Source organism: Serratia sp. KH_031 (assembly GCF_057839655.1).
Window position 1 is genome coordinate 3,763,629 of sequence record NZ_CM174496.1, and the last position, 25,215, is coordinate 3,788,843.

Sequence of the window (25,215 nt, forward strand, 5' to 3'; positions counted from 1 at the left end):
CAGGGTAAATATAGTGCATATTACTGTACTTAACCTGTGATTAATCAGTCAGGTGGCGAAAAAAAACCCGTAAACCAAAGGTCACGGGCTTTTTCAGATAAACAAGACAGACCGTTGCCGGTTATCTGTAACTCAAGCAATTAGGCTGGAGTCTGGTTCATCAGTTCGCTAAAGGTAGTAGCTTTTTCAGTCACTTTCGCTTTAGACAGCAGAGTTTCAACCGCTTGTTCTTCCAGAGCAACGTTGCGCATGTTGTTCATCAGCTCTTTGTTTTTGCTGTAGAACTCAACAACTTCACTTGGATCTTCGTAAGCAGAAGCCATCTCTTCGATCAGCGTTTTCACGCGATCTTCGTCAGCTTTCAGCTCGTTGGTGCTGATCACTTCGCCCAGCAGCAGGCCAACAACAACGCGACGTTTAGCTTGTTCTTCGAACAGTTCACGTGGCAGTTCCAGCGCTTGCTTCTCATTACCACCGAAACGCTGTGCAGCCTGACGGCGCAGAACATCGACTTCACCGTCGATCAGGGCAGCAGGAACGTCGATTTCGTTCGCGCTAACCAAGCCGTCGATAGCCTGAGTTTTGATGCGATTACGTACCGCACCTTTCAGTTCGCGCTCCATGTTTTTACGCACTTCAGCACGCAGACCCGCTACAGAACCATCAGCCACGCCGAAACGCTTGATGAATTCTTCAGTCAGTTCTGGCAGCTCGCGCTCTTCAACTTTCTTCAGCACGATGGCGAACTTAGCAGCTTTACCTTTCAGGTTTTCAGCGTGGTAGTCTTCTGGGAAGTTCACGTCGATAACGAATTCTTCACCGGTTTTGTGACCGACCAGACCGTCTTCGAAACCTGGGATCATACGACCTTGGCCCATGGCCAGTACGAAGTCAGACGCTTTGCCGCCTTCGAACTCTTCACCGTCGATAGAACCGCTGAAATCAACGGTCACACGATCTTCAGCAGTGACAGCGTTGGCAGTGTCTTTCCACGTTGCCTGCTGCTTACGCAGAGTTTCCAACATGGTGTCAACGTCAGCGTCATTAACTTCAACCACTGGTTTTTCAACTTCGATGTTTTCCAGGCCTTTCAGCTCAACTTCTGGATACACTTCGAACTCAACCGCGAAATTGAAATCTTCGCCTTCTTTATACTCGCCTGGCACGTAGTTAGGCGCGCCAGCCGGGTTGATCTTCTCTTTAATGATCGCGTCAACGAAGTTACGCTGCATCAGATCGCCCAGCACGTCTTGACGTACAGAGGCGCCATAACGCTGTTCAACGATGTTCATTGGCACGTGGCCTTTACGGAAACCGTCGATACGCACGCTTTTCGCTGCGTTGATCAGCTCTTTCTTCACCGCTTGATTGATAGTATCAGCAGGGACGGTAATAGAGAGACGGCGGCCGAGGCCTTGAGTGGTTTCAACTGAAACTTGCATCTTGTTACCTCAAAAAAATCACAGTGCTCGGTCAACTCCGTTCCAAGAACCAGGACGGCTACATTACAGAACCGAGTTCCCTGATGTCAGAAGCGTCCCGAAACCATTCCGGAAAAATAAGACGCGACATTATAGCGGCGCATGCGTAGCGAGTCGAGGAAGCAAGCTTGTGGAGACGCGCTAAAATTCACATTTTTGCCGTTTTGTGGTCAAAAATGTCTCCACACTCAACCTGATTTGGGTGCACTCCGCATCGGCGATGTCGTCGTCAAAAGCAGAAACGGCCCGCAGGCCGTTTCAAAAGTTCGCAGTAGTAATACCCTAAATGCAGGCTAAAGTTCCACTGATACCGCAAATTTTCACCATTAGGCGGTGGTACCAGCGCCACGACAAGGTGGCGATGCTGGCACGGTATCTTGCAATCCTGCCCATTCTTTTTGGGTATAAGTGTGCAGCGCCAAGGCATGTAAACCATCAGCCATTTCTTCTGACAGCACACCATAAATGGAACGATGACGGTTCAGGAAACGTTCACCGACAAAGCGATCGCTCACCATCACGATCTTAAAATGGCTCTCAGAACCCGCAGGAACGTTATGACGATAGCTCTCATCAATCACTTCCAAGTGCGTGGGCTCAAATTCCTTTTTTAACTTTTCTTCTATTTGTTCGCGAATCATAGGCGCTCCTTACTACACCGTCATGAGCACACCATCAGAGGTCGGTGCCATCTCTTTCAATCTTAGTCGGTTTTGCCCATCCTAGACTATCGCTATGACAAATATATTTATAGCCGATGAAAAAACAGACAATTCCAGAACCGGTTGGGGTTTATCTGATTGAGTAGCACAAAAAAGCATGTTTTCATTAACGACAGGTAAAAATTTGTCACTCGACGACGTTCAACGCTTCCCCCAGCCAACGGCGATGCTATGATGTCGGCAATTTGTTGTTGACCCTATGATATTGATTAACCAGCGCCTGAAAAAGTGCGCGATAACACTAAATGAGACAGTGATATGTTAAAGAAACTTTGCCTTCCACTGCTGGCGGCTTTGATGCTTGCTGGCTGTGCTACCAGCAGTAACACGCTGAACGTCACGCCAAAAATCGCTCTGCCGCAGCAAGATCCGACACTGCAAGGTGTGACCATCAGTATTAACGGTGCCGATCAACGTCAGGATCAAGCACTGGCTAAAGTTAACCGCGATGGTCAACTGGTAACGCTGACTCCATCCCGCGATCTACGCTACCTGTTGCAAGAAACGCTGGAAAAACAGATGAGTGCCCGTGGTTATATGATCGGCCCGAACGGTCCGGTTGATCTGCAAATCGTAGTGAACAACCTGTTTGCCGACGTTTCTGAAGGTAACCTGCGTTACAACATCACCACCAAAGCGGATATTTCCATCATCGCGCAAGCCAAAAACGGCAATAAGCAGGTGAAGAACTACCGCTCTACCTATAATGTACAGGGCGCATTCACCGCCACTAACGATAAAATCACCAATGCGGTTAACACCGTACTGGGTGATGTGATTGCCGATATGGCGCAAGACACCAGCGTCAACGACTTTATCAAGCAAAACGCACGTTAATGGCTCACGCCGCCTGATTTTTCGGGCGGCGTAGACAAGGCACCCATGTCGAAACAGTATCTGAGCATCTTCACCCAACGTAACTCCCTCATTCTCCTGCTCTTAGGCTTTGCCTCTGGGCTGCCGTTGGCGTTGACCTCAGGTACGCTGCAAGCTTGGATGACCGTCGAAAACGTCGATCTAAAAACCATTGGTATTTTCTCATTGGTCGGTCAGGCGTATGTGTTCAAATTCCTCTGGTCACCTTTTATGGATCGCTACACACCGCCGTTTCTTGGGCGGCGACGTGGTTGGCTGTTAATCAGTCAATTGCTGTTAGTTGTCGCGATTGTGGCGATGGGTTTTATGAATCCGACGCAACATCTCTGGTGGTTGGCGGCATTGGCGGTGTTGGTGGCATTCTGTTCTGCCTCGCAAGATATTGTTTTTGATGCTTATAAAACTGACTTATTAACTGCCGAAGAGCGCGGTGCTGGTGCAGCGGTTTCGGTGTTGGGTTACCGACTAGCGATGTTGGTTTCCGGCGGCTTGGCGTTATGGCTGGCCGATCGTTACTTTGGTTGGCAATCGACCTATTGGTTGATGGCCGGATTGATGTTGATTGGTATCGCCGCCACCTTGTTGGCTCCCGAACCCGATAACAGCATTCCTGCGCCACGCACCATGGAAGAAGCGGTCGTTGCCCCATTACGTGATTTCTTCGCGCGTAACAACGCTTGGCTGATTCTGCTATTAATCGTGATGTACAAGATGGGCGATGCCTTTGCTGGCAGCTTGAGCACCACCTTCCTGATCCGCGGCGTGGGTTTCGATGCTGGTGAAGTCGGATTGGTGAACAAGACCCTTGGCCTATTTGCCACTATTATTGGAGCGTTGTTCGGCGGCGTGTTGATGCAACGCCTGAGCCTATTCCGCGCACTGATGCTGTTCGGCATTCTGCAAGCGGTGTCCAATGTCGGTTACTGGTTGCTGGCAATCACCGATAAAAATATCATGACGATGGGCAGCGCCATTTTCTTGGAGAACCTGTGTGGTGGTATGGGCACGGCAGCGTTTGTCGCATTGCTGATGACATTGTGTAATAAGTCGTTTTCCGCAACGCAATTCGCCCTACTATCGGCGTTATCTGCGGTGGGTCGAGTCTATGTCGGGCCAATCGCAGGCTGGTTTGTTGAGGCCCATGGCTGGCCGTTGTTCTATCTATTCTCCATCATTGCCGCTATTCCAGGACTCATTTTATTAGCCGTTTGTCGCCAAACGCTGGAATACACCCAAAAAACCGATGACTTTATGCCACGCACAGAATTCCGCCAAGCCTATCGTTGGGCGCTGCGTCTGCTGACTGGGGGTTGCGGGTTATTAGCTATCTGGTTGATCTTGTTGATCACCAATGCGTTGGAATGGAGCCATATGCCGCAACTGGCCACGCAGATCTTACAGATCGGTGCCGCTTTGAGCTTGATAGGTATTGTGATGGGGAGCTTATTGGACTATTTGGCTTTGCGTCGAACTCAATTAGCCTGACATTTGTCGGACAATGTAAGAAGTGTCTGGCAAAAAAATACATTATTAGGAATAATTTTATTTCGCAACGAAAATACTTTTTGCGACTTGGCTTATTTTTCCCGACTATTTCGCTCAAGAATAGAAATTATTTCACCTTTAATAAACAAATATTTTACATTAAACAAACTCCCCCCTCGAATTTAAATTTTATCCCCCTCCCTGCATATCATTGGTTTTCCGTAACATACGCTCTGGACGTCACGATTCAGCGCGCCAACACTTTGTTGCAAATAGCAAAATGTCACGCCTAGTAACATCTGTGACACCCTTAACAGAAAGTGTCTACAGGACGCTGACACTCCCTTAAGTATGTTTACAGTGTTGCAACCTTCCCGTAAAATGCCCGGCACACATGAAACGACAATTGAGCCTTTGTTATTGAGGTCGTTAGATGAGACTTAAGAAATACAATAAAAGTATTGGGATGTTGGCATTAATTGCAGCCACTGTAATGCTCAGTGGTTGTGATATGGTTCTGATGGATCCCAAAGGAGCAATAGGTGTCGAACAACGGAGACTGATACTGACTGCGATCGGCTTGATGTTGATCGTCGTAGTTCCAGTTATCTTCATGGCATTCGCTTTTGCTTGGAAGTATCGTGCTTCCAACAAAGACGCCAAGTATAGTCCGAACTGGTCACACTCCAACAAAATCGAAGCGGTCGTCTGGACCATTCCTATCATCATCATCGCCATCCTTGGCACCATTACCTGGAAAACGACCCACGAGCTGGATCCATTTAAGCCGATTGTCACCGACAAAAAGCCAATGACCATCGAAGTGGTATCGCTGGACTGGAAATGGCTGTTCATTTACCCAGAGCAAGGTATCGCGACGGTGAATGAGTTGGCGTTCCCGAAAGATGTTCCTGTCGAATTTAAAATCACCTCTGACTCGGTAATGAACTCGTTCTTTATCCCTCAGTTAGGCGGACAGATTTATGCGATGGCCGGGATGCAAACCAAGCTGCACCTGATTGGTAACGAAGCCGGGGACTATAAAGGTATCTCCAGCAGTTACAGCGGCAAGGGCTTCTCCGGTATGAAATTCACCGCGATTGTGACCCCAACCGAAGGCGACTTCGATCAGTGGGTTGCCAAGGTGAAAGCATCGTCTAATAACCTGAATACCACCGATGCCTTTAACAAACTGGCGCAGCCGAGCGAAAACAACCCGGTTGAGTACTTCTCTAGTGTCAAACCGAATTTGTTCAAAGAAACCATTGCCAAATTCATGGGCGATATGAACATGCACAACGGCCACGCGAGCAAAGCGATGCCAGAAGGTATGGACATGAGCCAGAGTGACATGAGTGAACATGCTCACGCCGGAGCCGAGGAATAATCTGATGTTGGGAAAATTAACTCTTGATGCGGTTCCGTACCATGAACCGATCATCATGGTCACCGTTGCAGCAATCATTGTCGGCGGCCTCGCGCTGCTGGCGCTGATTACTTATTTCGGTAAATGGAAGTATCTTTGGACCGAATGGCTGACTTCCGTCGACCATAAGAAAATCGGTATCATGTACATCGTTGTGGCGATGGTCATGCTGTTGCGTGGCTTTGCCGATGCCATCATGATGCGTAGCCAGCAGGCACTGGCCTCGGCAGGTGAAGCGGGCTTCTTGCCGCCGCACCACTACGACCAGATCTTCACCGCGCACGGCGTTATCATGATCTTCTTCATGGCGATGCCTTTCGTTGTGGGTCTGATGAACGTGGTTGTACCGTTGCAAATCGGTGCGCGTGACGTTGCCTTCCCGTTCCTGAACTCCCTGAGCTTCTGGTTCTTCGTCGTCGGTGTCGTGCTGATCAACCTCTCTCTAGGGGTCGGTGAGTTTGCGCAGACGGGCTGGCTGGCGTATCCGCCGCTGTCAGGCAAAGAATACAGTCCGGGTGTCGGTGTTGATTACTGGATCTGGAGTCTACAGATTTCCGGTCTGGGTACCTTGCTGACCGGTGTGAACTTCTTCGCTACTATCATGAAGATGCGTGCCCCTGGTATGCCTCTGATGAAGATGCCAGTGTTCACTTGGGCCGCTCTTTGTACCAACATACTGATCATCGTTTCATTCCCAATTCTGACTGTCACCATCGCGTTGCTGACCCTGGATCGCTATCTGGGCACCCATTTCTTTACCAATGATATGGGCGGCAACATGATGATGTACATCAACCTGATTTGGGCCTGGGGTCACCCAGAGGTGTATATTCTGGTGCTGCCAGTGTTCGGGGTGTTCTCCGAAGTTACCGCCACCTTCTCGCGCAAACGTCTGTTCGGTTATACCTCGTTGGTATGGGCAACCATCGCCATCACCGTATTGTCGTTCATCGTTTGGTTGCACCACTTCTTTACCATGGGTTCCGGCGCGAACGTTAACGCCTTCTTTGGTATCGCCACCATGATCATTTCCATCCCGACCGGGGTGAAAATCTTCAACTGGCTGTTCACCATGTACCAAGGGCGTATCCAGTTCAACTCGGCCATGCTGTGGACCGTTGGCTTCATCATCACCTTCTCTGTGGGTGGGATGACCGGTGTTCTGTTGGCAGTTCCAGGTGCTAACTTCGTGTTGCACAACAGCCTGTTCCTGATCGCTCACTTCCATAACGTGATTATCGGTGGTGTGGTGTTCGGTTGCTTCGCTGGCCTGACCTACTGGTTCCCTAAATCCTTCGGCTTCACGCTGAACGAAACTTGGGGCAAACGCGCCTTCTGGTTCTGGATTATCGGTTTCTTCGTTGCCTTTATGCCGCTGTACGCGCTGGGCTTCATGGGGATGACCCGTCGCCTGAGCCAAGACATCAACCCAGAGTTCCACTCACTGCTGATGGTAGCAGCTGGCGGTGCGGCGCTGATTGCCTGCGGTATTCTGTGCCAACTGATTCAGATCTTCGTCAGTATCCGTGATCGTGAGCAGAACCGTGACCTGACCGGTGACCCGTGGGGCGCGCGTACTCTGGAGTGGTCAACCTCCTCTCCACCGCCGTTCTACAACTTCGCTGTAGTTCCTACTATTCATGACCGTGACGAGTTCTGGGACATGAAAGAGAAAGGCACTGCTTACAAGAAACCTGCGAAATATGAACCTATCCATATGCCGAAAAATACCGGCGCCGGTGTAATTATTGCTGGCTTCAGCTTGGTATTTGGTTTCGCGATGATCTGGGACATCTGGTGGATGGCGATCGCTGCCTTCGTTGGCATGATCGTCACCTGGATTGCCAAGAGCTTCGATCAGGATGTTGATTACTATGTGCAGGTTGACGAGATCGAGCGCATCGAAAACCAACATTATGAACAAATCAGCAAAGCAGGCGTGAAACATGTCAACTGAGACTCTGACTAAACACAATACAGCCCATGCGGAGCATGGGCACCACGACGCAGGTGAAACCAAGGTCTTCGGATTCTGGATTTACCTGATGAGCGACTGTATTTTGTTTGCGAGCTTGTTCGCGACTTATGCAGTACTGGTGAACGGAACCGCTGGCGGTCCCTCTGGCAAAGACATCTTCGATCTGAAGTTTGTTTTAGTTGAAACTTTCCTCCTGTTGTTCAGCTCCATCACCTACGGTATGGCGATGATCGGCATGAACAAAGGAAAAGTCGGCAGCGTTAACACTTGGTTGTTCCTGACCTTCCTGTTCGGTCTGGGCTTCGTGGCGATGGAGATCTATGAATTCCATCACCTGATTAACGAAGGCTTTGGCCCGGATCGCAGCGCGTTCCTGTCTAGCTTCTTCGCTCTGGTTGGTACCCACGGCCTGCACGTGACCTCGGGTCTGGTGTGGATCTTGGTAATGATGTTCCAGGTGAGCAAGCACGGCCTGACTTCAACTAACAAAACCCGTCTGATGTGTCTGAGCCTGTTCTGGCACTTCTTGGACGTGGTGTGGATCTGCGTATTTACCGTTGTCTATCTGCTGGGGGTTATGTAATGAGCCATTCATCCCATGAAACCTCTCACGGCGGCGCAAGCCACGGCAGCGTGAAGTCATACTTGATCGGCTTTATTCTGTCGATCATCCTGACGGTCATTCCCTTCGCGATGGTGATGGACGGCTCTGCCTCCCACTCCACTATCCTGATGGTAGTCGTGGCAATGGCAGTGATTCAGGTGGTTGTTCACCTGATTTACTTCCTGCACATGAACACCTCTTCGGAAGAGCGCTGGAACCTGGTGGCCTTGCTGTTCACCGCCATGATCATCGGTATCGTTGTTGTGGGTTCACTGTGGATTATGTACAACCTCAACATCAATATGATGGTCGATTAAGAGCCGAGCTGCGCGTAATGATTAAGCAATACCTGCAAGTCACTAAACCAGGAATTATTTTCGGCAATTTAATTTCTGTCGTCGGGGGGTTCCTCCTTGCTTCCAAAGGGAGCATCGACTATCCCCTGTTTCTCGCCACCCTATTTGGGGTCTCGTTGGTGGTTGCGTCCGGTTGTGTGTTTAACAACTACATCGACCGCGACATCGACAAGAAAATGGAGAGAACGAAGAACCGGGTGCTGGTTAGAGGCCTGATTGCGCCGAGCGTCACCCTGGTTTATGCGAGCATACTGGGTATTGCTGGTTTTGCGCTGTTGTATCTCGCGGCCAACCCGCTGGCCATGTGGCTAGCGGTGATGGGCTTCGTGGTTTACGTCGGCGTCTATAGCCTGTACATGAAGCGCCACTCGGTTTACGGCACGTTGATCGGCAGCCTGTCTGGTGCGGCTCCGCCAGTGATTGGTTACTGTGCGGTAACTAACGAATTCGATGCGGGTGCGTTGATTTTGTTGGCGATCTTTAGCCTGTGGCAGATGCCGCATTCCTATGCGATTGCCATCTTCCGCTTTAAAGATTACCAAGCCGCAAACATTCCGGTGTTGCCGGTAGTGAAAGGTATTTCTGTTGCTAAGAACCACATCACCGTCTACATCTTGGCGTTTATGATCGCTACGCTGATGCTGACGTTGGGTGGTTACGCAGGCTACAAATACCTGATCGTAGCCGCTGCAGTCAGCGTTTGGTGGTTGGGTATGGCACTGCGCGGTTACAAAACCGAGAATGACAGCATCTGGGCACGTAAACTGTTCGTGTTCTCGATTGTTGCCATCACCTCGCTGAGCGTCATGATGTCTATCGACTTCAGCTCGAGCCCTTCACCAGAAACGGTACTGACTTACGTCTGGTAAAACAGATTTGCAGTAAAAGGGCCGCGTTTTTTAACTAAAGCGCGGCTCTTTTTATTAGACATGTCAAAAATTGATTCAACCGTCATATCCAGTTAACAACTATTGATTTACCCCCCTGTCCTCGCCCCTTAGAATGTCGCTAGTTTAATTTTGGAGTTTCAATGAACGATAATTCGATGACCCCGCTTGAACGCAGGGCAACCTGGGGACTAGGGACTGTATTCTCTCTACGCATGCTTGGCATGTTTATGGTACTACCCGTTCTCACTACCTACGGCATGGCGCTGAACGGGGCCAGCGAGATGTTGATCGGTATCGCCATCGGTATTTATGGTTTGGCACAGGCTATCTTCCAGATCCCATTCGGATTGGTTTCCGACAGGATTGGTCGTAAGCCTTTGATCGTCGGTGGCTTGTTGATCTTCGCTCTCGGTAGTGTGATCGCCGCAACCAGTGATTCGATCTGGGGCATTATTATCGGTCGAGCCTTGCAAGGTTCCGGCGCGATTGCCGCCGCCGTTATGGCATTACTTTCCGATCTCACCCGCGAGCAAAACCGAACTAAAGCGATGGCATTTATTGGCGTCAGTTTCGGTATCACTTTTGCCATTGCGATGGTGCTCGGCCCGATCATTACCCATGAGCTCGGTTTACACGCGCTGTTTTGGATGATTGCCATTCTGGCGCTAGTCGGGATCGTCATTACTTTGGCGGTGGTGCCTTCTTCTAGCCATCACGTATTAAACCGTGAATCGAGCATTGTACGTGGCAGTTTCAGCAAGGTATTAAACAATCCACGGTTGCTGAAACTCAATTTCGGCATTATGTGCCTGCATATTCTGTTGATGTCCAGCTTCGTCGCCTTGCCGTTGGCGATGGAAAAAGCTGGGCTGGCACCAGCGCAGCATTGGATCGTTTATCTGGTCACCATGCTGGTTTCGTTCGTCGCGGTAGTCCCCTTCATTATCTATGCCGAGAAAAAACGCCGCATGAAGCAGGTGTTTATGGGCTGCGTCGCGGTACTGTTCTGTGCCGAAGTGTTGCTGTGGTTCTCAGGCCTCCATCTATGGGGCATCATCGCCGGAGTGCAATTGTTCTTTATGGCCTTCAACGTGATGGAAGCCATTCTGCCTTCGCTGATCAGTAAAGAGTCGCCAGCGGGCTACAAAGGTACCGCGATGGGGGTTTACTCCACCAGCCAGTTTATCGGCGTGGCGATTGGTGGTAGCTTAGGCGGTTGGCTGTACGGCCTGCACGGCGCTGGATTAGTGTTTATCGCTGGCGCAGTGATTGCCGCTATCTGGTTCATCGTCAGCAGCACCATGAAAGAGCCACCGTATGTCAGCAGCCTACGCATTACGCTGTCGGAGCTGGCAGTCAAAGATTCTGCATTGGAAAGCCGCTTGAAAGCCCAGCCGGGCGTGGCGGAAGCGATAGTGGTGCCAGAAGAATGCAGCGCCTACGTGAAGGTTGATACCAAACAGACCAACCGTGGCCAATTAGAAGCGCTGGTTAACGCGCTATAAGCAGAACGGCCAGCTAATCGCTGGCCGTTAAACTATCAATCGCGGAAGTTTTTGAACTGGAACGGTTGCCCCAGATCGCCACCGCGTACTAGCGCCATCACACCTTGCAAATCGTCACGTGACTTCCCGGTGACACGCAATTCTTCACCTTGAATCTGCGTTTGCACTTTCAGCTTGCTGTCTTTAATCAGCTTGACGATTTTCTTCGCCACAGTCGCTTCGATACCTTGCTTCAGCTTAGCTTCAACGCTATAGGTTTTGCCGCTGTGCTCAAACTCCTCCGGAACATCCAGTGAACTCCCTTCAATACTGCGCTTGAGCAACTTCTCACGCAGGATGTCCAACAGTTGCTGCACCTGGAAATCAGACTCGCTGGCAACTTTAATGCTTTGGTTTTTCTCGTTCAACTCGAAGCTGGCCGGGACGTTGCGAAAATCCCAACGGGTACTGAGATCGCGAGTGGCGTTTTCCACCGCATTACGAACTTCTTGCATATCAATTTCGGAAACAATGTCGAAAGATGGCATACTCCCTCCCCTCCTGATTTAGGCTAATGGCAAGCATAATAACCGCTTTAACGCCCAAGGCAAAATCAGACGATTGGCGGTAGGAAGCCTATAATAATTAAATTAAATCAAATTTGTTGCGTGACACTTTCGTCATTCCAAGGAGGCAGGATGAAAATAACAATTCTTGGCTGCGGAGCGCTCGGGCAACTGTGGCTCTCACACCTCTATTCACAGGGACATGATGTACAAGGCTGGCTGCGAGTTCCCCAACCGTTTTGTGCAGTGAATGTGATTTCGCCTGACGGCAGCACCTTTAACCGCAATCTGCCAACCAATGATCCAGAACATCTGGCACAGAGTGAATTGCTACTGGTGACGCTAAAAGCGTGGCAGGTTTCAGGCGCGGTCAACGCGTTACTCCCCAAACTCAATCCGCGTTGCGCGGTGCTGTTACTGCATAACGGCATGGGGACTCAGGATGAATTAATCACCGCCGAACAACCGATTTTGCAGGGCATCACCACGCATGCAGCGCGTCATGATGGTAACACCATTATCCATGTTGCTTACGGCACGACTCACATTGGCCCGACATCGTTCGCTGCCAATAATCTCAGCCATTTGGCTGAAGTGCTGCATCAGGCGTTACCGGATGTCGCATGGCACAACAATATCGCCTCAGCCAGTTGGAAGAAATTGGCGGTCAACTGCGTCATCAACCCACTGACCGCGCTGTACAACTGTCGTAATGGCGATCTGACGCAGCACATGGAGGAAGTCAAAACCATTTGCTGCGAAGTCGCGCAAGTGATGGAACTGGAAGGCCACCATACGTCCTTCGAAAGCCTGTTATTTTATGTAGAGCAGGTCATTCACAGTACCAAGGACAACATTTCCTCAATGCTGCAAGACATTCGCTCCCAACGACACACCGAGATCGATTACATCACCGGTTATCTGTTACGCCGAGCACGCAGCCACGGCATTACCCTCAGCAAGAATGCAGAGTTATTTGATTCAATTAAGAAAAAGGAAAGTGAATATGAGCGTATCAGCGCTGGTCTGTCTGGCACCTGGGAGTGAAGAAACCGAGGCCGTCACTGCTATTGATCTGCTGGTTCGCGCTGGCGTGACCGTCACTACTGCCAGCGTTGCCAGCGACGGCGCACTGACCATCACCTGTTCCCGTGGTGTAAAACTGCTGGCCGATGCCGCGCTCGTCAATATTGTCGATGAACCCTTCGACGCCATCGTGTTACCCGGTGGCCTGAAAGGTGCCGAATGCTTCCGCGATAGCCCGCTATTGGTAGAAAAAGTGCGTCAGATGCACCTGCAAGGCAAAATCGTTGCGGCCATCTGCGCAGCCCCTGCACTGGTATTACAGCACCACGATTTATTCCCCGTCGGCAATATGACCGGTTTCCCCGGCTTAAAAGATAAAATCCCACAGGATAAATGGATGGAACGCCGCGTGGTATTCGACGCTCGTGTCAACCTGCTGACCAGCCAAGGGCCGGGCACAGCGATGGAGTTCACACTGAAATTGATCGATCTGTTGCTCGGTAAGGAAAAAGCGGCAGAAGTAGCGGCACAGTTAGTGTTAATCCCCGGCATGTACGACTTTAGGGATTAAGTCCGTAACGGCAGGCCATTTGACCTGCCGTTTAAACCTTTTATTCACTAATAGTGAAAGTCAGCGTTGAGAGCAATACCGATTCATCGCAGGTTGCCGTGTTGGCATAAGGCAATTTGTGTTCCGTTTCTACCACCCAGTACCCCGCCTTCAACGGATAAACGTTCACTTTCCCCTTACTATCGGTCTGATTAAAAAAGGCTTTAGCATGACTATGGCTATGTCCATGATGCTCATGCTGATCGCCAAAACCAGCAAAAGTCGCCGTGATATTGGCTTTTTTCAACGGCTTTCCGTCATACAGCACCTGTATCGGCAATGGTTGCCCCGGTTTGATGGTAGCTGGGTTAGCTAACGGGACAATCTCCAACTTTAGTCCCTGAGGCTGACTAATCACCGCAGTATCAGTTGCACCAGCCACATTCAGAATGGTTTTACCGAACATTGATGCTTGCTCACAGTACGAAGCATCAGGCATTTCCGTTCTATTTTGCTGTTTCCAGCCCGCACTATTCTTCGACCAATAAGTGGGTTTATAGAGGGCAATGGCAGCATAACTCCCTTTTGTTACCGGCTTCTCGGTCACGAATTGATAGTTTTCCTTACCGGGCTTCAATGTTAAATCGCCATTTTCTCCCACCAAATGCGGCGCTTCGAAGATATGCAAACGATCGGCTGCAATAGGCTCTGCCGTAGGGAATTCATCACCATAGCCAATTTCTATTATTCGGTGGTCGTCGGTACCGGGAGCTGCATTAACCCACAAAGAGTGAGCCTGTGAATAGCCGGTAAATAACAGAGGCAACATAACGAACAGTGGTTTTAACGTCATAAACTCTTTCCCTTTCGAATTGAATTAAAGATACGTTATAACATAACAATTATTGGTGTAAAATTAAAACCAATCCAATCGAAATGAATTAAAAAGAGAGGGAAGATGAAGGAAGAACAACAATAGCAACGTCGTCGAGGAGACGGCGTTGCTATCTAATAAAGCAGATTATGGACGATAAACTTTAACGTTCGTGTAGCCCTGCTCCAGCAAATACAGCGCCTGTAAGCGACTCATCACACCGCGATCGCAATACAGCAAATAAGTTTTGCTCTGATCCAAAGCGCTAAACTGGCTGCTGAGTTTGTAGAACGGCAGCGGTTTCACTTCTGTCTGTTCCAATTGCAGCGGCTTGTCTTCTTGCTCATCCACCGAGCGAATATCCAGAATCACTTCGTCAGCGCCAAAGTCAGCAACGGTTTCAACTTCCGTGACCTGTTCTTGCGCTTCGGTGGCGATAGTGCGGATATCCACGTTCTTCGCTTCACGCACTACGCGGTCAAGGATATCGAAGTCAAAGTGCCCTTCTTCTTCTTCGATCTTGGCTTTGACTGCCTTCACCGTTGGGCTTTTCGAGATCACACCGCAATATTCCGGCATAGTTTTGGCAAAGTCTTCGGTGCCAATCTTCCGTGCAAGATCAATGATGTGTTCTTTGTCGTGCGAAATCAGCGGGCGTAGAATCAGCGTATCGGAAGCGTTATCAATCAAACGCAAATTGGTCAGTGTTTGGCTGGATACCTGCCCCAGCGCTTCACCCGTCACCAGCGCCTGCACGCCATAACGTTCGGCAACCTGAGAGGCGGCGCGCACCATCATGCGTTTCAGCACCACGCCCATCTGCCCATCCTCGACTTTCTCCAGGATCTCACCGACCACAGGCTCGAAATCGATAGCGATGAAACGCACCTTGTGCGAACTGCCAAAGCGGTTCCACAAGTAATGTGCCACCTGCTTCACACCAATCTCATGGGCAGAACCGCCCAAATTGAAGAAGCAGTAATGCACGCGGCAACCCCGGCGCATCAGCATGTAGCTAGAAACCCCTGAGTCGAAACCGCCGGAAATCAGTGACATCACATCTTCTTGCGTGCCAACCGGATAACCGCCGATACCTTCACGACGGGCAATAACCAACATCAGGCAATCGTCTTCAATCTCCAGATTGACCGTTACTTGCGGCTGATTCAGCTTCACGCGGGCGCTTTCAATATGTTGGTTCAAGCCACCACCAATGTAACGCTCCGCATCTATCGAACTGAAATCATGCTTACCACGACGCTTCACACGCACGCAGAAAGTTTTACCTTCCAATTGCTCGCGGTAGGTTGCCAGCGTTTGCTCAAAGATATCGTGAAGATCGGTATAAGCACGGTCTTCCACTTCCAAAATATGGTGGATACCGGGAATGCGCGTCAACGCATCGGCGATAACCGGACGCTGGTTTTCATCTTTAGCACGGACTTCGATAAAATCCCAGTGACGTACTACCGCCAGCGTTTCATCATACTGCTTCAGGACATTACGAATGTTGGTAGTCAGAATCTTAATGAAGCGCAAGCGCACAGATTGACTCTTGATGGTGATTTCCGGGAACAATTTAATGATAAACTTCATGGCGGTCTTTATAGTCAGATAAGAATTATGCGGCGCGCAGTATATCACTATCTATACTCACTCGGCGCGTAAAACCACACGGATTTGCCAATCAAGGATCACTAGGATAGGCTCTGACACCACTGCTCACATGATGATGTAAACAGACAATTATGGCTAAAAAACCTGCACAATCAGACAGTACAGAGCAAAACAGCAGTTTTGAAAGCTCTCTTAGCGAGTTGGAAACCATCGTCACGCGTCTGGAATCCGGCGAATTACCGCTGGAAGATGCCTTGAATGAATTCGAACGCGGTATCCAACTGGCACGACAAGGCCAACAGAAGTTGCAGCAGGCAGAACAACGCGTACAGATTTTGTTGAACGATAATGCCGATGATGCGGCACTGTCGCCTTTCACTCCGGATGCTGAGTAATCGTCATGCATAACCTTCAAGACCAGTTGAAAACCCTACATCAACGGGCCGATGACGCTCTACTGAAGTTTATCGAACCGCTACCCTTTAATGACAGCGGTCTAGTGCAAGCCATGCGCCACGGGGCGCTACTGGGTGGTAAGCGCCTACGTCCCTTCTTAGTCTACGTGACAGGGCAAATGTTTGGCGTTAGCCTGAACAATCTGGATGTGCCTGCGGCAGCCATCGAATGCATTCATGCTTACTCATTGATCCATGATGATTTACCGGCAATGGACGATGACGATTTACGCCGTGGTCAACCGACTTGCCATATTAAATATGGCGAAGCCAATGCGATTCTGGCCGGTGATGCTCTGCAAACCCTCGCATTCTCTATTTTGGCTGATGCCGAAATGTCTGACGTTACCCTGCGCGATCGGTTAGCGATGGTTTCTGAACTCGCAACCGCCAGTGGTGCAGTAGGCATGTGTGCAGGCCAAGCGCTCGATCTCGAGGCAGAAGACCATCAGATAACGCTGGAACAACTAGAACAGATCCACCGCCACAAAACTGGCGCATTGATCCGCGCAGCGGTACGTTTAGGCGCATTGGCCGCCGGAGAACAAGGTCGTGCAGCCCTACCACAACTCGACCAATACGCTGCCGCTATTGGCTTGGCATTCCAAGTGCAGGATGACATTTTGGATGTGGTAGGCGAAACTGAAAAACTTGGCAAGCGCCAAGGTGCCGATCAGCAACACGGCAAAAGCACCTACCCGGCATTACTTGGGCTTGACAGCGCGAAAACAAAAGCGTGGGATCTCTACCAAGAAGCCCTAGCCGCCCTAGATGTTCTGGCGGCACAATCTTATGACACAACGCCACTGCGAGCGTTAGCCAGCTTCGTTATTGAACGCGACAATTAACGTATAACGTTAGACCTCTGATATGAGCAACGAATGAGCCTTGAAATAGCCAAATATCCGATACTGGCACTGGCGGAGAACCCGGAAGAACTCCGCACCATACCAAAAGAGAGCCTGCCGCAGTTATGTGATGAACTGCGGCAATATCTGCTGGACAGCGTTAGCCGTTCCAGCGGGCACTTTGCTTCAGGGCTGGGTACGGTCGAACTGACGGTAGCACTGCACTACGTTTATAACACCCCGTTTGATCATCTGGTTTGGGATGTCGGCCATCAGGCTTACCCGCACAAGATCCTGACCGGACGCCGCGATCGTATTTCTACCATTCGCCAGAAAAATGGCCTACACCCGTTCCCTTGGCGCGCAGAGAGTGAATACGACGTGTTGTCCGTCGGCCACTCTTCGACTTCGATCAGCGCCGGATTAGGCATGGCTGTGGCCGCAGAACGTGAAGGCAAAGGCCGTCGTACCGTCTGCGTCATTGGCGATGGCGCGATTACCGCCGGTATGGCATTCGAAGCGATGAACCACGCCGGTGACATCCACCCAGATATGCTAGTGGTGCTGAACGACAATGAAATGTCGATCTCCGAAAATGTCGGCGCGCTGAACAACCATTTGGCGCAGTTGCTGTCTGGAAAACTCTATTCCACGCTGCGTGAAGGCGGCAAGAAAGTGCTTTCCGGCCTGCCGCCGATCAAAGAATTACTCAAACGTACCGAAGAACATCTGAAAGGCATGGTGGTGCCGGGTACACTGTTTGAAGAGCTGGGCTTTAACTATATTGGCCCGGTCGACGGTCATGATGTGCATGGTCTGGTCGCAACGCTGAAAAACATGCGCGATCTGAAAGGCCCGCAATTGCTGCATATCATGACCAAAAAAGGTCGTGGTTATGCACCAGCGGAAAAAGATCCCATCAGTTTCCATGCCGTACCGAAATTCGATCCTGCCAGTGGCACTTTGCCAAAAAGCGCAGGCGGACAACCGACCTACTCCAAGATCTTTGGTGACTGGTTGTGTGAAACTGCCGCTAAAGACAGTTCGCTGATGGCGGTAACGCCAGCGATGCGCGAAGGCTCCGGTATGGTGCAATTCTCGCGTGACTACCCGCAGCAATATTTCGATGTCGCGATCGCCGAACAGCATGCGGTCACTTTCGCCGCTGGCTTAGCCATTGGCGGCTATAAGCCGGTGGTAGCGATCTATTCCACCTTCCTGCAACGTGCGTACGATCAACTGATCCACGACGTGGCGATCCAGAATCTGCCAGTGTTGTTCGCTATCGATCGCGGTGGCATTGTCGGCGCGGACGGTCAAACGCACCAAGGTGCGTTCGATCTGTCGTTTATGCGCTGTATCCCGAATATGGTAATCATGACGCCAAGCGACGAGAACGAATGCCGCCAAATGCTGTATACCGGCTATCACCACGATGGTGGGCCAAGCGCGGTACGTTATCCCCGTGGCAACGGCATTGGCGTGCCTCTAGAGCCACTCAATGCGTTACCACTCGGCAAAGGTGTGGTACGTCGTGAAGGTGAAAAGATTGCCATCCTCAACTTCGGTACCTTGCTGCCAGAAGCCGCCGCCGCCGCCGAAGCGATGAACGCAACCTTAGTCGATATGCGTTTCGTTAAACCGCTAGATGAAGAATTGGTGCTGGAAATGGCGGCTAGCCATCAAGCGCTGGTGACATTGGAAGAAAACGCCATCATGGGTGGCGCAGGCAGCGGTGTGAACGAATTGCTGATGAGCAAACGCTGCATGGTACCAGTGCTGAACATCGGCCTACCGGATATCTTTGTGCCACAAGGCACTCAGGACGAAATCCGTAGCGATTTAGGTTTGGATGCCGCTGGTATTCAACGCCAGATCGAGAACTGGTTGGTATAAAGTCGCCTTCAGAAATAACAACGCCCACTTTCACGTGGGCGTTGTCTTTTAAATAGCCGTATCAGGAATAAAATAAACCTATTGGCCAGTGATGCCCCACCAGATAGATAAGCCCGGCGGAAATCACTCCGGCGACAATATCGTCAACCATAATCCCCATACCACCATGAACGTTGCGATCGAACCAACGAATCGGCCACGGCTTCCAAATATCTAGCACACGGAAAATCACGAAACCAGCCACCACCCATTGCCAGTCGTTAACCGGCAGTGCCATCAGGGTGATCCACATGCCGACAAATTCATCCCACACGATGCTGCCGTGGTCGTGAACCTTCATGTCTTTGGCGGTTCGATGGCAAATATAAACACCGATGCAAATGCTGAACATCACCAATAACGAATAAAGCTGCCACGGCAGTTGGATCAATAACAACCAGAATGGGATCGCCGCCAATGAGCCTGCGGTTCCGGGCATCCACGGCGACAGGCCACTACCAAAACCGGTCGCCAGCAAGTGCCACGGATTACTCATTCGTAAACGGCGTTTCGCTTCATCCATATTAATCCTGCTCCGTACTGAAATGATCGAAACCATGCCACGGCAACTCAACCACCTGATTCTGACGGAAGAATTTGATCCCTTCAGTCTGCGGTGCGATTTGCCCAATGCAAGTATAATCCGCGCCCAGATGACTTAACGCGACTTCCAGCGCACCGCGATTGATTTCCGGTACGGTGAAGCAAAGCTCGTAATCTTCACCACCAGTCAGCGCCCAACGTAACGTCTGCTCAGCATCGGCCTGTTTAGTTAAGACTTGCGACAGTGGCAACTCATCCAGATTGATGCGTGCGCCACAATCGCTGGCTTTCAGGATATGTTTCAGGTCGGAGATTAAACCGTCGGAGATATCGATCGCCGAACTGGCCAGATCGCGTAGCGCCTGCCCTTGTAGAACCCGCGGTTGTGGACGCAGATGACGGCGCACCAGATAGTCGCGCTCAGCCTGATCCGCGACCTGTAAACGGTCCTGTAAAATGGCAAAACCGGCCGCGCTATCACCCAGAGTACCCGTGACATAAATCCAATCACCGATACGCGCCCCACCACGCGTTAAAGCGCGACCAGCTGGAACCAGTCCTTGAATCGTCAACGTCATGCTCAGCGGACCACGCGTGGTATCGCCGCCAATCAGTTGCATGCCGTAGTAGTTGAGCAGCTCAAACAAGCTATCGCTAAAAGCTTCCAACCAAGGTTCGTTAACTTCAGGTAACGTCAGAGCCAGTGAAAGCCAAGCGGGATCGGCGCCCATCGCAGCCAGATCGCTCAAGTTAACCGCAAGCGCTTTATAGCCAAGATCCGCCGGATCGATTTCCGGTAGGAAGTGAACACCGGAGACCAAAGTGTCGGTGCTAATGGCCACAAGTTGTTTTTCTGCCACTGTCAGCAGTGCGCAGTCGTCTCCAATGCCCAACTGTACGTCCCGGCGCACACTTTTGAACCGGTCAAAATAGCGGGCAATCAGGTCAAATTCACCGCATGCCATAGATAATAGATTCCACTAGACGAAATTAAGGCCGGTAAACCGGCCTTAACTGTTTATTTTTTCTTGCGAATATGAGGGCCGGCTTTATCTAGCACCCCATTCACAAACTTGTGGCTATCCTCAGCACCGAAGGTTTTTGCCAATTCGATCGCTTCGTTGATTGCCACTTTGTAAGGGACATCTTCACGCATTTTCAGCTCAAACAACGCAATGCGCAGGATGGCTCTTTCCACCTGACCCAGTTCTTCGAGCTGACGTGACAGGTAGGGTGCCATCAGGCCATCCAACATACCCGCATTTACCGCAGCACCGGCCAACAGCTCGCGAAAATAGGCAACATCAACATCTTTGACATCCTGCTCCGATAGGAACTGGTGTTCAACGTCAGCAATGTCATTTTTAGACAACTGCCAAGAGTAAAGTGCCTGGACAGCGCACTCACGAGCGCGGCGACGAGCAGCAGGTTTCACGGAATTCCCCTTAACTAAATTCAGGCTTTAATAGTTTTGATAACATTAATCATTTCAAGTGCGGTCAAGGCAGCTTCAGCGCCTTTGTTACCCGCTTTGGTACCGGCACGTTCAATGGCTTGCTCGATGCTTTCGGTCGTCAACACGCCGAAGGTCACTGGGATCTCACTGGTCAACGCCACGTTGCCAATACCAGAGCTCGCTTCGCCAGCCACATACTCGAAGTGCGCAGTGCCCCCACGGATTACGGTACCTAAAGCGATAATCGCATCGTATTTACCGGTGTTAGCCAGTACACGTGCAGTCAGCGGCAGCTCGTAAGCACCCGGAACCCAGACAACAGTGATGTTGTCGTCAGCAACTTGACCAATACGCTTCAGTGCATCGATAGCACCGCTCAGCAGGCTGTCGTTGATGAAATTGTTAAAACGTGCAATTGCGATCGCCACACGGGCATTTGGAGTAGCAACAACACCTTCGATAACTTTCATGGGCTTTCCTTAAAAATGGGTTCATACCCCGCAGGGGGGCGGATTCTATCATATTCTTTATACCCGTCATACTTGAAGCTGCATCTGTGTTGGCTACGTTCACTTACCCGAATCACTTACTTGAGTAAGCTCATCGGGATAAGCTCTCTTGCCGCCTTGATGCAGCTCCAATTATTTAGGGTATACATTCATACGCGGCGCTTTTGTAAAAGCTCTCACAGATAACCAAATTCAGTATTTGGGCTTCAATTTCACGCGCAGATCGGGGCCGATTTGTCGGACTTCACTAAACATCCACTCGGGCGCATCTGCAAGATGTTCCAAGCCCGGTAGATGGCACAAACCACGGCCATTATCCCCTAACAGTTTTGGCGCGATGTACAGAACGAGCTCATCCACCAGTCCCGCTTGTAATAAGGCGCCGGCCAGTTGTGCGCCCGCTTCAACCCAGACTGAATTCACCTGACGCTTCGCCAATTGCATCATCATCACCACCAGATCGATGCCACCGCCGTAAGCAGGGAAGGTCAATTGCTCAACGCCAGTTGGCCACACTTGCTGATCCGGCTGCAAACGCGCCAACCAGGTATCACCCGGCTGATGGACAACGCGATGCTGCGGCGTAACGCGGTTTTGGCTGTCGAGAATAATACGCAGTGGTTGGCGCAAGTTTTCCTGCGGATAAACCCGCTGAGTATCTGCGTCCAGCTCATCCCAGCGGACCGTCAGCGAAGGATCGTCTGCTAACACGGTAGCGCTGGTACTCAGGATCGCAGCGCTTTCCGCTCGCAGACGCTGAACATCTTGCCGTGCCTGCGGTGAAGTGATCCACTGGCTTTCACCGGATGCCATCGCCGTGCGACCATCCAACGAAGCACCTAGTTTCAGTTGCACATAAGGGAAACCGGTACGCATGCGTTTCAAGAAGCCCAGATTGACCGCTTCGGCCTCGGCCAGCATCAAACCATGACGCACCTCAATACCCGCTTGTTGCAGCATGTATAAGCCACGCCCGGCGACTTGCGGATTCGGATCTTGCATTGCCGCTACGACGCGGCTCACCCCAGCGGCGATCAACGCCTCGGCGCAGGGTGGCGTGCGGCCATGATGACTACAAGGTTCTAACGTGACGTAAGCCGTCGCACCGCGAGCACGCCCACCCGCCATGCGCAGCGCATGAACTTCAGCATGCGGCTCACCCGCGCGTAAATGATAACCTTCGCCGACAATTTCACCCTCGCGCACGATCACACAGCCGACGTTCGGATTTGGTGCCGTGGTAAAACGCCCTAGCCGCGCCAATTCAAAGGCCCGCGCCAGATAGAGTTCATCGTTATGCATGGAGATCCTTGTTAATCCTGAAGTTTGGCGATCTCTTCGCCAAATTCACGAATATCTTCAAAACTGCGGTAAACCGAGGCAAAACGGATGTAAGCCACTTTATCCAGCTTTTTTAATGCATCCATCACCAAGTTACCCACCAATTTGGTTGGTACTTCGCGTTCACCGGTGGCACGCAGTTGAGATTTGATATGGTTGATGGCGTTTTCCACGTCATCAGAGCTGACTGGGCGCTTTTCCAACGCTTTCAACATGCCGCGACGCAGTTTGTCTTCGTTAAACGGCTCGCGCACTTCATCACTTTTCACTACCCGTGGCATCACCAGTTCTGCCACTTCGAAGGTGGTAAAACGTTCGTTACAATCCAGACATTGGCGACGACGGCGCACCTGCGAACCATCCCCGACCAGACGAGAGTCAATCACTTTGGTATCAACGGCAGCGCAGAAAGGGCAATGCATAACACGTCCTGATAAACGATCGTAGAATTAAGAACAGTTTAACCTGAACAGTCACTACAACTAAAGACTACAAGGCAATTGTTGCGAAATGCTGCTAAGAACTGAGCAAACTGTGGCACAAATCATGACTTTAGCCGCTGATCCAGCTAAGCTGAACCATACGCTACCGAAGAGGAAATCACCGCAATGGCAATCAGTTATCGCAAAGTCTGCTTGATCACATTTGTGACTTTATTGGCAGGCTGTGCCCAAAACCGCGCCGTCCCAGAGTTGCAAAATCAAGTGGCGGAAATGAACCAGATGATTACGTTACTGACCGATCAGGCCAGTGCGCTTGAACGTCAAAATCAGTTAAATAAAAACTCTACCAGCGGCGTCTATTTGCTGCCTGCGGCCAATAATGCCGCTAAGTTGCAAACCAGTATCGGTGAACTGAGCGTTTTCATCACCCATGTCAAAGCCGAAGCCAATGGTGCTCAAGCCATGTTGCACATCCGCACGCTTTCCAGCCAATATCTGGCACCGTTTACCGCCACAGTTGAATGGGGGCAAGTGGATCAAACCACCGGAATGCCACTGCCAGCAACCGCGTTGTCGCAATCGATCCAAAGTGCCGAATCTCTGCTGCCACAAACTGAACAAAGCTTCGAGCTACGTTTGAGTGGTGTGACGCCAGAACAATTGGGTTATCTGCGTTTGCATAGCGTGGCAGCGAAATAATAATGGGTTGTTTTGAAAGCAAAAAGGAGCACCAATTGGCGCTCCTTTTCTATTTGGCCGAACAGCCAGCAACTTAAGGCAGGATAGAAGGCTGATCTGCGCCCTCTTTCTCTACTTTCTGTTGCAGTATGTGTTCACGCTTCATACCCAGTTTCAACGCCAGCGCAGAGGCGACGTAAATAGAGGATATAGTACCGATCGAAACACCAATCAGCATCGCCAGCGAGAAGCCATGCAGCATCGCGCCACCAAAGATGTACAGCATCAGCACCACCATCAGGGTAGTACCGGAAGTCATCAAGGTACGGCTCAGCGTTTGAGTCAATGACACGTTAAAGATTTCGTAAGGTGTACCACGACGGATCTTGCGGAAGTTCTCACGAATACGGTCAGAGACCACGATACTATCGTTCAGCGAGTAACCGATAACCGACATCAATGAAGCGATGATGGTCAAATCAATCTCGATACGGAACAACGACAGCACGCCCAGAGTGATCACCACGTCGTGCGCCAGAGCGATAACCGCCCCCATCGCCAGACGCCATTCGAAGCGGAAGCCAACGTAAATCAGAATCGAAATCAACGCCACTAGCAGCGCCATGCCGCCGTTTTGCGCCAATTCGCTACCGACACTCGGCCCGACAAATTCAACACGTTTTACCGTAGCGTCTTTGTCCACCGAAGCGTTGATCACGCTGATCACTTTGTTACCCAGTTCCTGACCCGCAGGGCCAGTCACCGGAGGCATACGCACCATCACATCGCGGCTGCTACCAAAGTTTTGGATAATCGGATCGTCAAACCCGGCTTTCTCCAACGTATCGCGCATCAAGTCCAGATTAGCAGGCTGTGACAGGTTAACTTCGATCACCGTACCACCAGTGAAATCCAAGCCCCAGTTAAAGCCGCGAACCGACATAATAGAGATAGACGCGATCAACAGCACCAGCGAGATGCCGAAGGCCACGTAATCCCAGCGCATAAAGTCATAGACTTTACGGCCATAGTTGAGTTGCTCAACAGTATAATCCTGTGCCACAACACACTC

The 25,215-nt window shown here is 50.8% G+C and carries 26 protein-coding genes; 14 read left to right on the plus strand and 12 right to left on the minus strand.

Features of this window, described 5'->3' with window-relative positions; genetic code table 11:
* Positions 1–140: 140 nt before the first annotated feature.
* Both tig and bolA read right to left on the minus strand, forming a co-directional pair.
* Positions 141–1,442, minus strand: a complete 1,302-nt coding sequence (tig, locus tag AC3ISQ_RS16860) for a trigger factor (RefSeq protein ID WP_489348347.1) — start codon at positions 1,440–1,442, stop codon at positions 141–143.
* Positions 1,443–1,807: 365 nt separating this feature from the next.
* Positions 1,808–2,122: a transcriptional regulator BolA gene (bolA, locus tag AC3ISQ_RS16865; RefSeq protein WP_489348349.1), complete on the minus strand. Its 315-nt coding sequence runs from the start codon at positions 2,120–2,122 to the stop codon at positions 1,808–1,810.
* A 339-nt stretch (positions 2,123–2,461) separates the two neighbouring features.
* Here bolA and AC3ISQ_RS16870 point away from each other — a divergent pair, with 339 nt between their 5' ends.
* The 8 genes from AC3ISQ_RS16870 to AC3ISQ_RS16905 all read left to right on the plus strand — a co-directional run bounded on the left by AC3ISQ_RS16870 (position 2,462) and on the right by AC3ISQ_RS16905 (position 11,323).
* Positions 2,462–3,040, plus strand: coding sequence for a lipoprotein (locus tag AC3ISQ_RS16870; protein WP_489348351.1), 579 nt, complete (start codon positions 2,462–2,464; stop codon positions 3,038–3,040).
* A gap of 45 nt (positions 3,041–3,085) precedes the next feature.
* Complete coding sequence (gene ampG, locus AC3ISQ_RS16875) at positions 3,086–4,564, plus strand: muropeptide MFS transporter AmpG (protein ID WP_489348352.1); 1,479 nt, start codon at positions 3,086–3,088, stop codon at positions 4,562–4,564.
* 433 nt (positions 4,565–4,997) lie between these two features.
* Positions 4,998–5,951 carry a cytochrome o ubiquinol oxidase subunit II gene (cyoA, locus tag AC3ISQ_RS16880; RefSeq protein WP_489348353.1) on the plus strand — a complete coding sequence of 318 codons (954 nt, stop codon included), beginning with the start codon at positions 4,998–5,000 and terminating at the stop codon, positions 5,949–5,951.
* A 4-nt stretch (positions 5,952–5,955) separates the two neighbouring features.
* Entirely contained in the window at positions 5,956–7,947 is a 1,992-nt protein-coding gene (cyoB, locus tag AC3ISQ_RS16885; protein ID WP_489348355.1) for a cytochrome o ubiquinol oxidase subunit I, read from the plus strand.
* Entirely contained in the window at positions 7,937–8,551 is a 615-nt protein-coding gene (locus tag AC3ISQ_RS16890) for a cytochrome o ubiquinol oxidase subunit III (protein WP_489348356.1), read from the plus strand. Before cyoB ends, AC3ISQ_RS16890 begins: the two co-directional genes overlap by 11 nt.
* The gene (locus AC3ISQ_RS16895) at positions 8,551–8,889 is read left to right on the plus strand and encodes a cytochrome o ubiquinol oxidase subunit IV (RefSeq protein WP_489348358.1); all 339 of its coding nucleotides are present in this window, start codon (positions 8,551–8,553) and stop codon (positions 8,887–8,889) included. The genes AC3ISQ_RS16890 and AC3ISQ_RS16895 overlap by 1 nt, the downstream gene beginning before the upstream one ends.
* A gap of 17 nt (positions 8,890–8,906) precedes the next feature.
* The gene (cyoE, locus tag AC3ISQ_RS16900) at positions 8,907–9,797 is read left to right on the plus strand and encodes a heme o synthase (protein WP_489348360.1); all 891 of its coding nucleotides are present in this window, start codon (positions 8,907–8,909) and stop codon (positions 9,795–9,797) included.
* A 161-nt stretch (positions 9,798–9,958) separates the two neighbouring features.
* A complete protein-coding gene (locus AC3ISQ_RS16905) occupies positions 9,959–11,323 on the plus strand; it encodes an MFS transporter (RefSeq protein WP_489348362.1) in 1,365 nt (454 codons plus the stop codon).
* A gap of 35 nt (positions 11,324–11,358) precedes the next feature.
* Here the strand turns inward: AC3ISQ_RS16905 and AC3ISQ_RS16910 are convergent, their stop codons facing one another.
* Entirely contained in the window at positions 11,359–11,850 is a 492-nt protein-coding gene (locus tag AC3ISQ_RS16910) for a YajQ family cyclic di-GMP-binding protein (RefSeq protein ID WP_489348363.1), read from the minus strand.
* 150 nt (positions 11,851–12,000) lie between these two features.
* Between AC3ISQ_RS16910 and panE the strand changes: the two genes are divergently transcribed.
* Both panE and yajL read left to right on the plus strand, forming a co-directional pair.
* On the plus strand, positions 12,001–12,915 hold the full coding sequence (gene panE / locus AC3ISQ_RS16915) for a 2-dehydropantoate 2-reductase (protein ID WP_489348365.1): 915 nt from the start codon (positions 12,001–12,003) through the stop codon (positions 12,913–12,915).
* Positions 12,875–13,465: a protein deglycase YajL gene (gene yajL / locus AC3ISQ_RS16920; RefSeq protein ID WP_489348367.1), complete on the plus strand. Its 591-nt coding sequence runs from the start codon at positions 12,875–12,877 to the stop codon at positions 13,463–13,465. Before panE ends, yajL begins: the two co-directional genes overlap by 41 nt.
* Before the next feature lie 40 nt (positions 13,466–13,505).
* Here yajL and AC3ISQ_RS16925 read toward each other — a convergent pair whose 3' ends face one another.
* A complete protein-coding gene (locus tag AC3ISQ_RS16925) occupies positions 13,506–14,297 on the minus strand; it encodes a DUF4198 domain-containing protein (RefSeq protein ID WP_489348369.1) in 792 nt (263 codons plus the stop codon).
* A gap of 168 nt (positions 14,298–14,465) precedes the next feature.
* A complete protein-coding gene (thiI, locus tag AC3ISQ_RS16930) occupies positions 14,466–15,914 on the minus strand; it encodes a tRNA uracil 4-sulfurtransferase ThiI (RefSeq protein ID WP_489348371.1) in 1,449 nt (482 codons plus the stop codon).
* 152 nt (positions 15,915–16,066) lie between these two features.
* Here thiI and xseB point away from each other — a divergent pair, with 152 nt between their 5' ends.
* The 3 genes from xseB to dxs are packed head-to-tail and all read left to right on the plus strand — an operon-like array spanning position 16,067 to position 19,134.
* Positions 16,067–16,330, plus strand: a complete 264-nt coding sequence (xseB, locus tag AC3ISQ_RS16935; protein ID WP_489348372.1) for an exodeoxyribonuclease VII small subunit — start codon at positions 16,067–16,069, stop codon at positions 16,328–16,330.
* A gap of 5 nt (positions 16,331–16,335) precedes the next feature.
* Complete coding sequence (gene ispA / locus AC3ISQ_RS16940; RefSeq protein ID WP_489348374.1) at positions 16,336–17,238, plus strand: (2E,6E)-farnesyl diphosphate synthase; 903 nt, start codon at positions 16,336–16,338, stop codon at positions 17,236–17,238.
* A 33-nt stretch (positions 17,239–17,271) separates the two neighbouring features.
* Positions 17,272–19,134, plus strand: a complete 1,863-nt coding sequence (dxs, locus tag AC3ISQ_RS16945) for a 1-deoxy-D-xylulose-5-phosphate synthase (protein ID WP_489348375.1) — start codon at positions 17,272–17,274, stop codon at positions 19,132–19,134.
* Positions 19,135–19,195: 61 nt separating this feature from the next.
* Here dxs and pgpA read toward each other — a convergent pair whose 3' ends face one another.
* The 6 genes from pgpA to nrdR form a co-directional block, all read right to left on the minus strand.
* Positions 19,196–19,696, minus strand: a complete 501-nt coding sequence (gene pgpA, locus AC3ISQ_RS16950; protein ID WP_489348376.1) for a phosphatidylglycerophosphatase A — start codon at positions 19,694–19,696, stop codon at positions 19,196–19,198.
* Between the two features lies 1 nt (position 19,697).
* A complete protein-coding gene (thiL, locus tag AC3ISQ_RS16955) occupies positions 19,698–20,681 on the minus strand; it encodes a thiamine-phosphate kinase (protein ID WP_489348377.1) in 984 nt (327 codons plus the stop codon).
* A 53-nt stretch (positions 20,682–20,734) separates the two neighbouring features.
* Positions 20,735–21,151, minus strand: a complete 417-nt coding sequence (gene nusB / locus AC3ISQ_RS16960) for a transcription antitermination factor NusB (protein ID WP_489348379.1) — start codon at positions 21,149–21,151, stop codon at positions 20,735–20,737.
* A gap of 20 nt (positions 21,152–21,171) precedes the next feature.
* Positions 21,172–21,642: a 6,7-dimethyl-8-ribityllumazine synthase gene (gene ribH / locus AC3ISQ_RS16965; RefSeq protein ID WP_489348381.1), complete on the minus strand. Its 471-nt coding sequence runs from the start codon at positions 21,640–21,642 to the stop codon at positions 21,172–21,174.
* Positions 21,643–21,873: 231 nt separating this feature from the next.
* Positions 21,874–22,983 carry a bifunctional diaminohydroxyphosphoribosylaminopyrimidine deaminase/5-amino-6-(5-phosphoribosylamino)uracil reductase RibD gene (gene ribD / locus AC3ISQ_RS16970; RefSeq protein ID WP_489348382.1) on the minus strand — a complete coding sequence of 370 codons (1,110 nt, stop codon included), beginning with the start codon at positions 22,981–22,983 and terminating at the stop codon, positions 21,874–21,876.
* 11 nt (positions 22,984–22,994) lie between these two features.
* Positions 22,995–23,444 (minus strand): transcriptional regulator NrdR, encoded by a 450-nt coding sequence (nrdR, locus tag AC3ISQ_RS16975; RefSeq protein WP_489348384.1) that lies wholly within the window; start codon positions 23,442–23,444, stop codon positions 22,995–22,997.
* Positions 23,445–23,630: 186 nt separating this feature from the next.
* On the opposite strand from nrdR, the gene AC3ISQ_RS16980 reads away from it, so the two are divergent.
* Complete coding sequence (locus AC3ISQ_RS16980; RefSeq protein ID WP_489348386.1) at positions 23,631–24,164, plus strand: SadB/YajI family lipoprotein; 534 nt, start codon at positions 23,631–23,633, stop codon at positions 24,162–24,164.
* A 73-nt stretch (positions 24,165–24,237) separates the two neighbouring features.
* Here AC3ISQ_RS16980 and secF read toward each other — a convergent pair whose 3' ends face one another.
* Positions 24,238–25,206, minus strand: a complete 969-nt coding sequence (gene secF, locus AC3ISQ_RS16985) for a protein translocase subunit SecF (protein WP_489348388.1) — start codon at positions 25,204–25,206, stop codon at positions 24,238–24,240.
* Between the last annotated feature and the right edge of the window lie 9 nt (positions 25,207–25,215).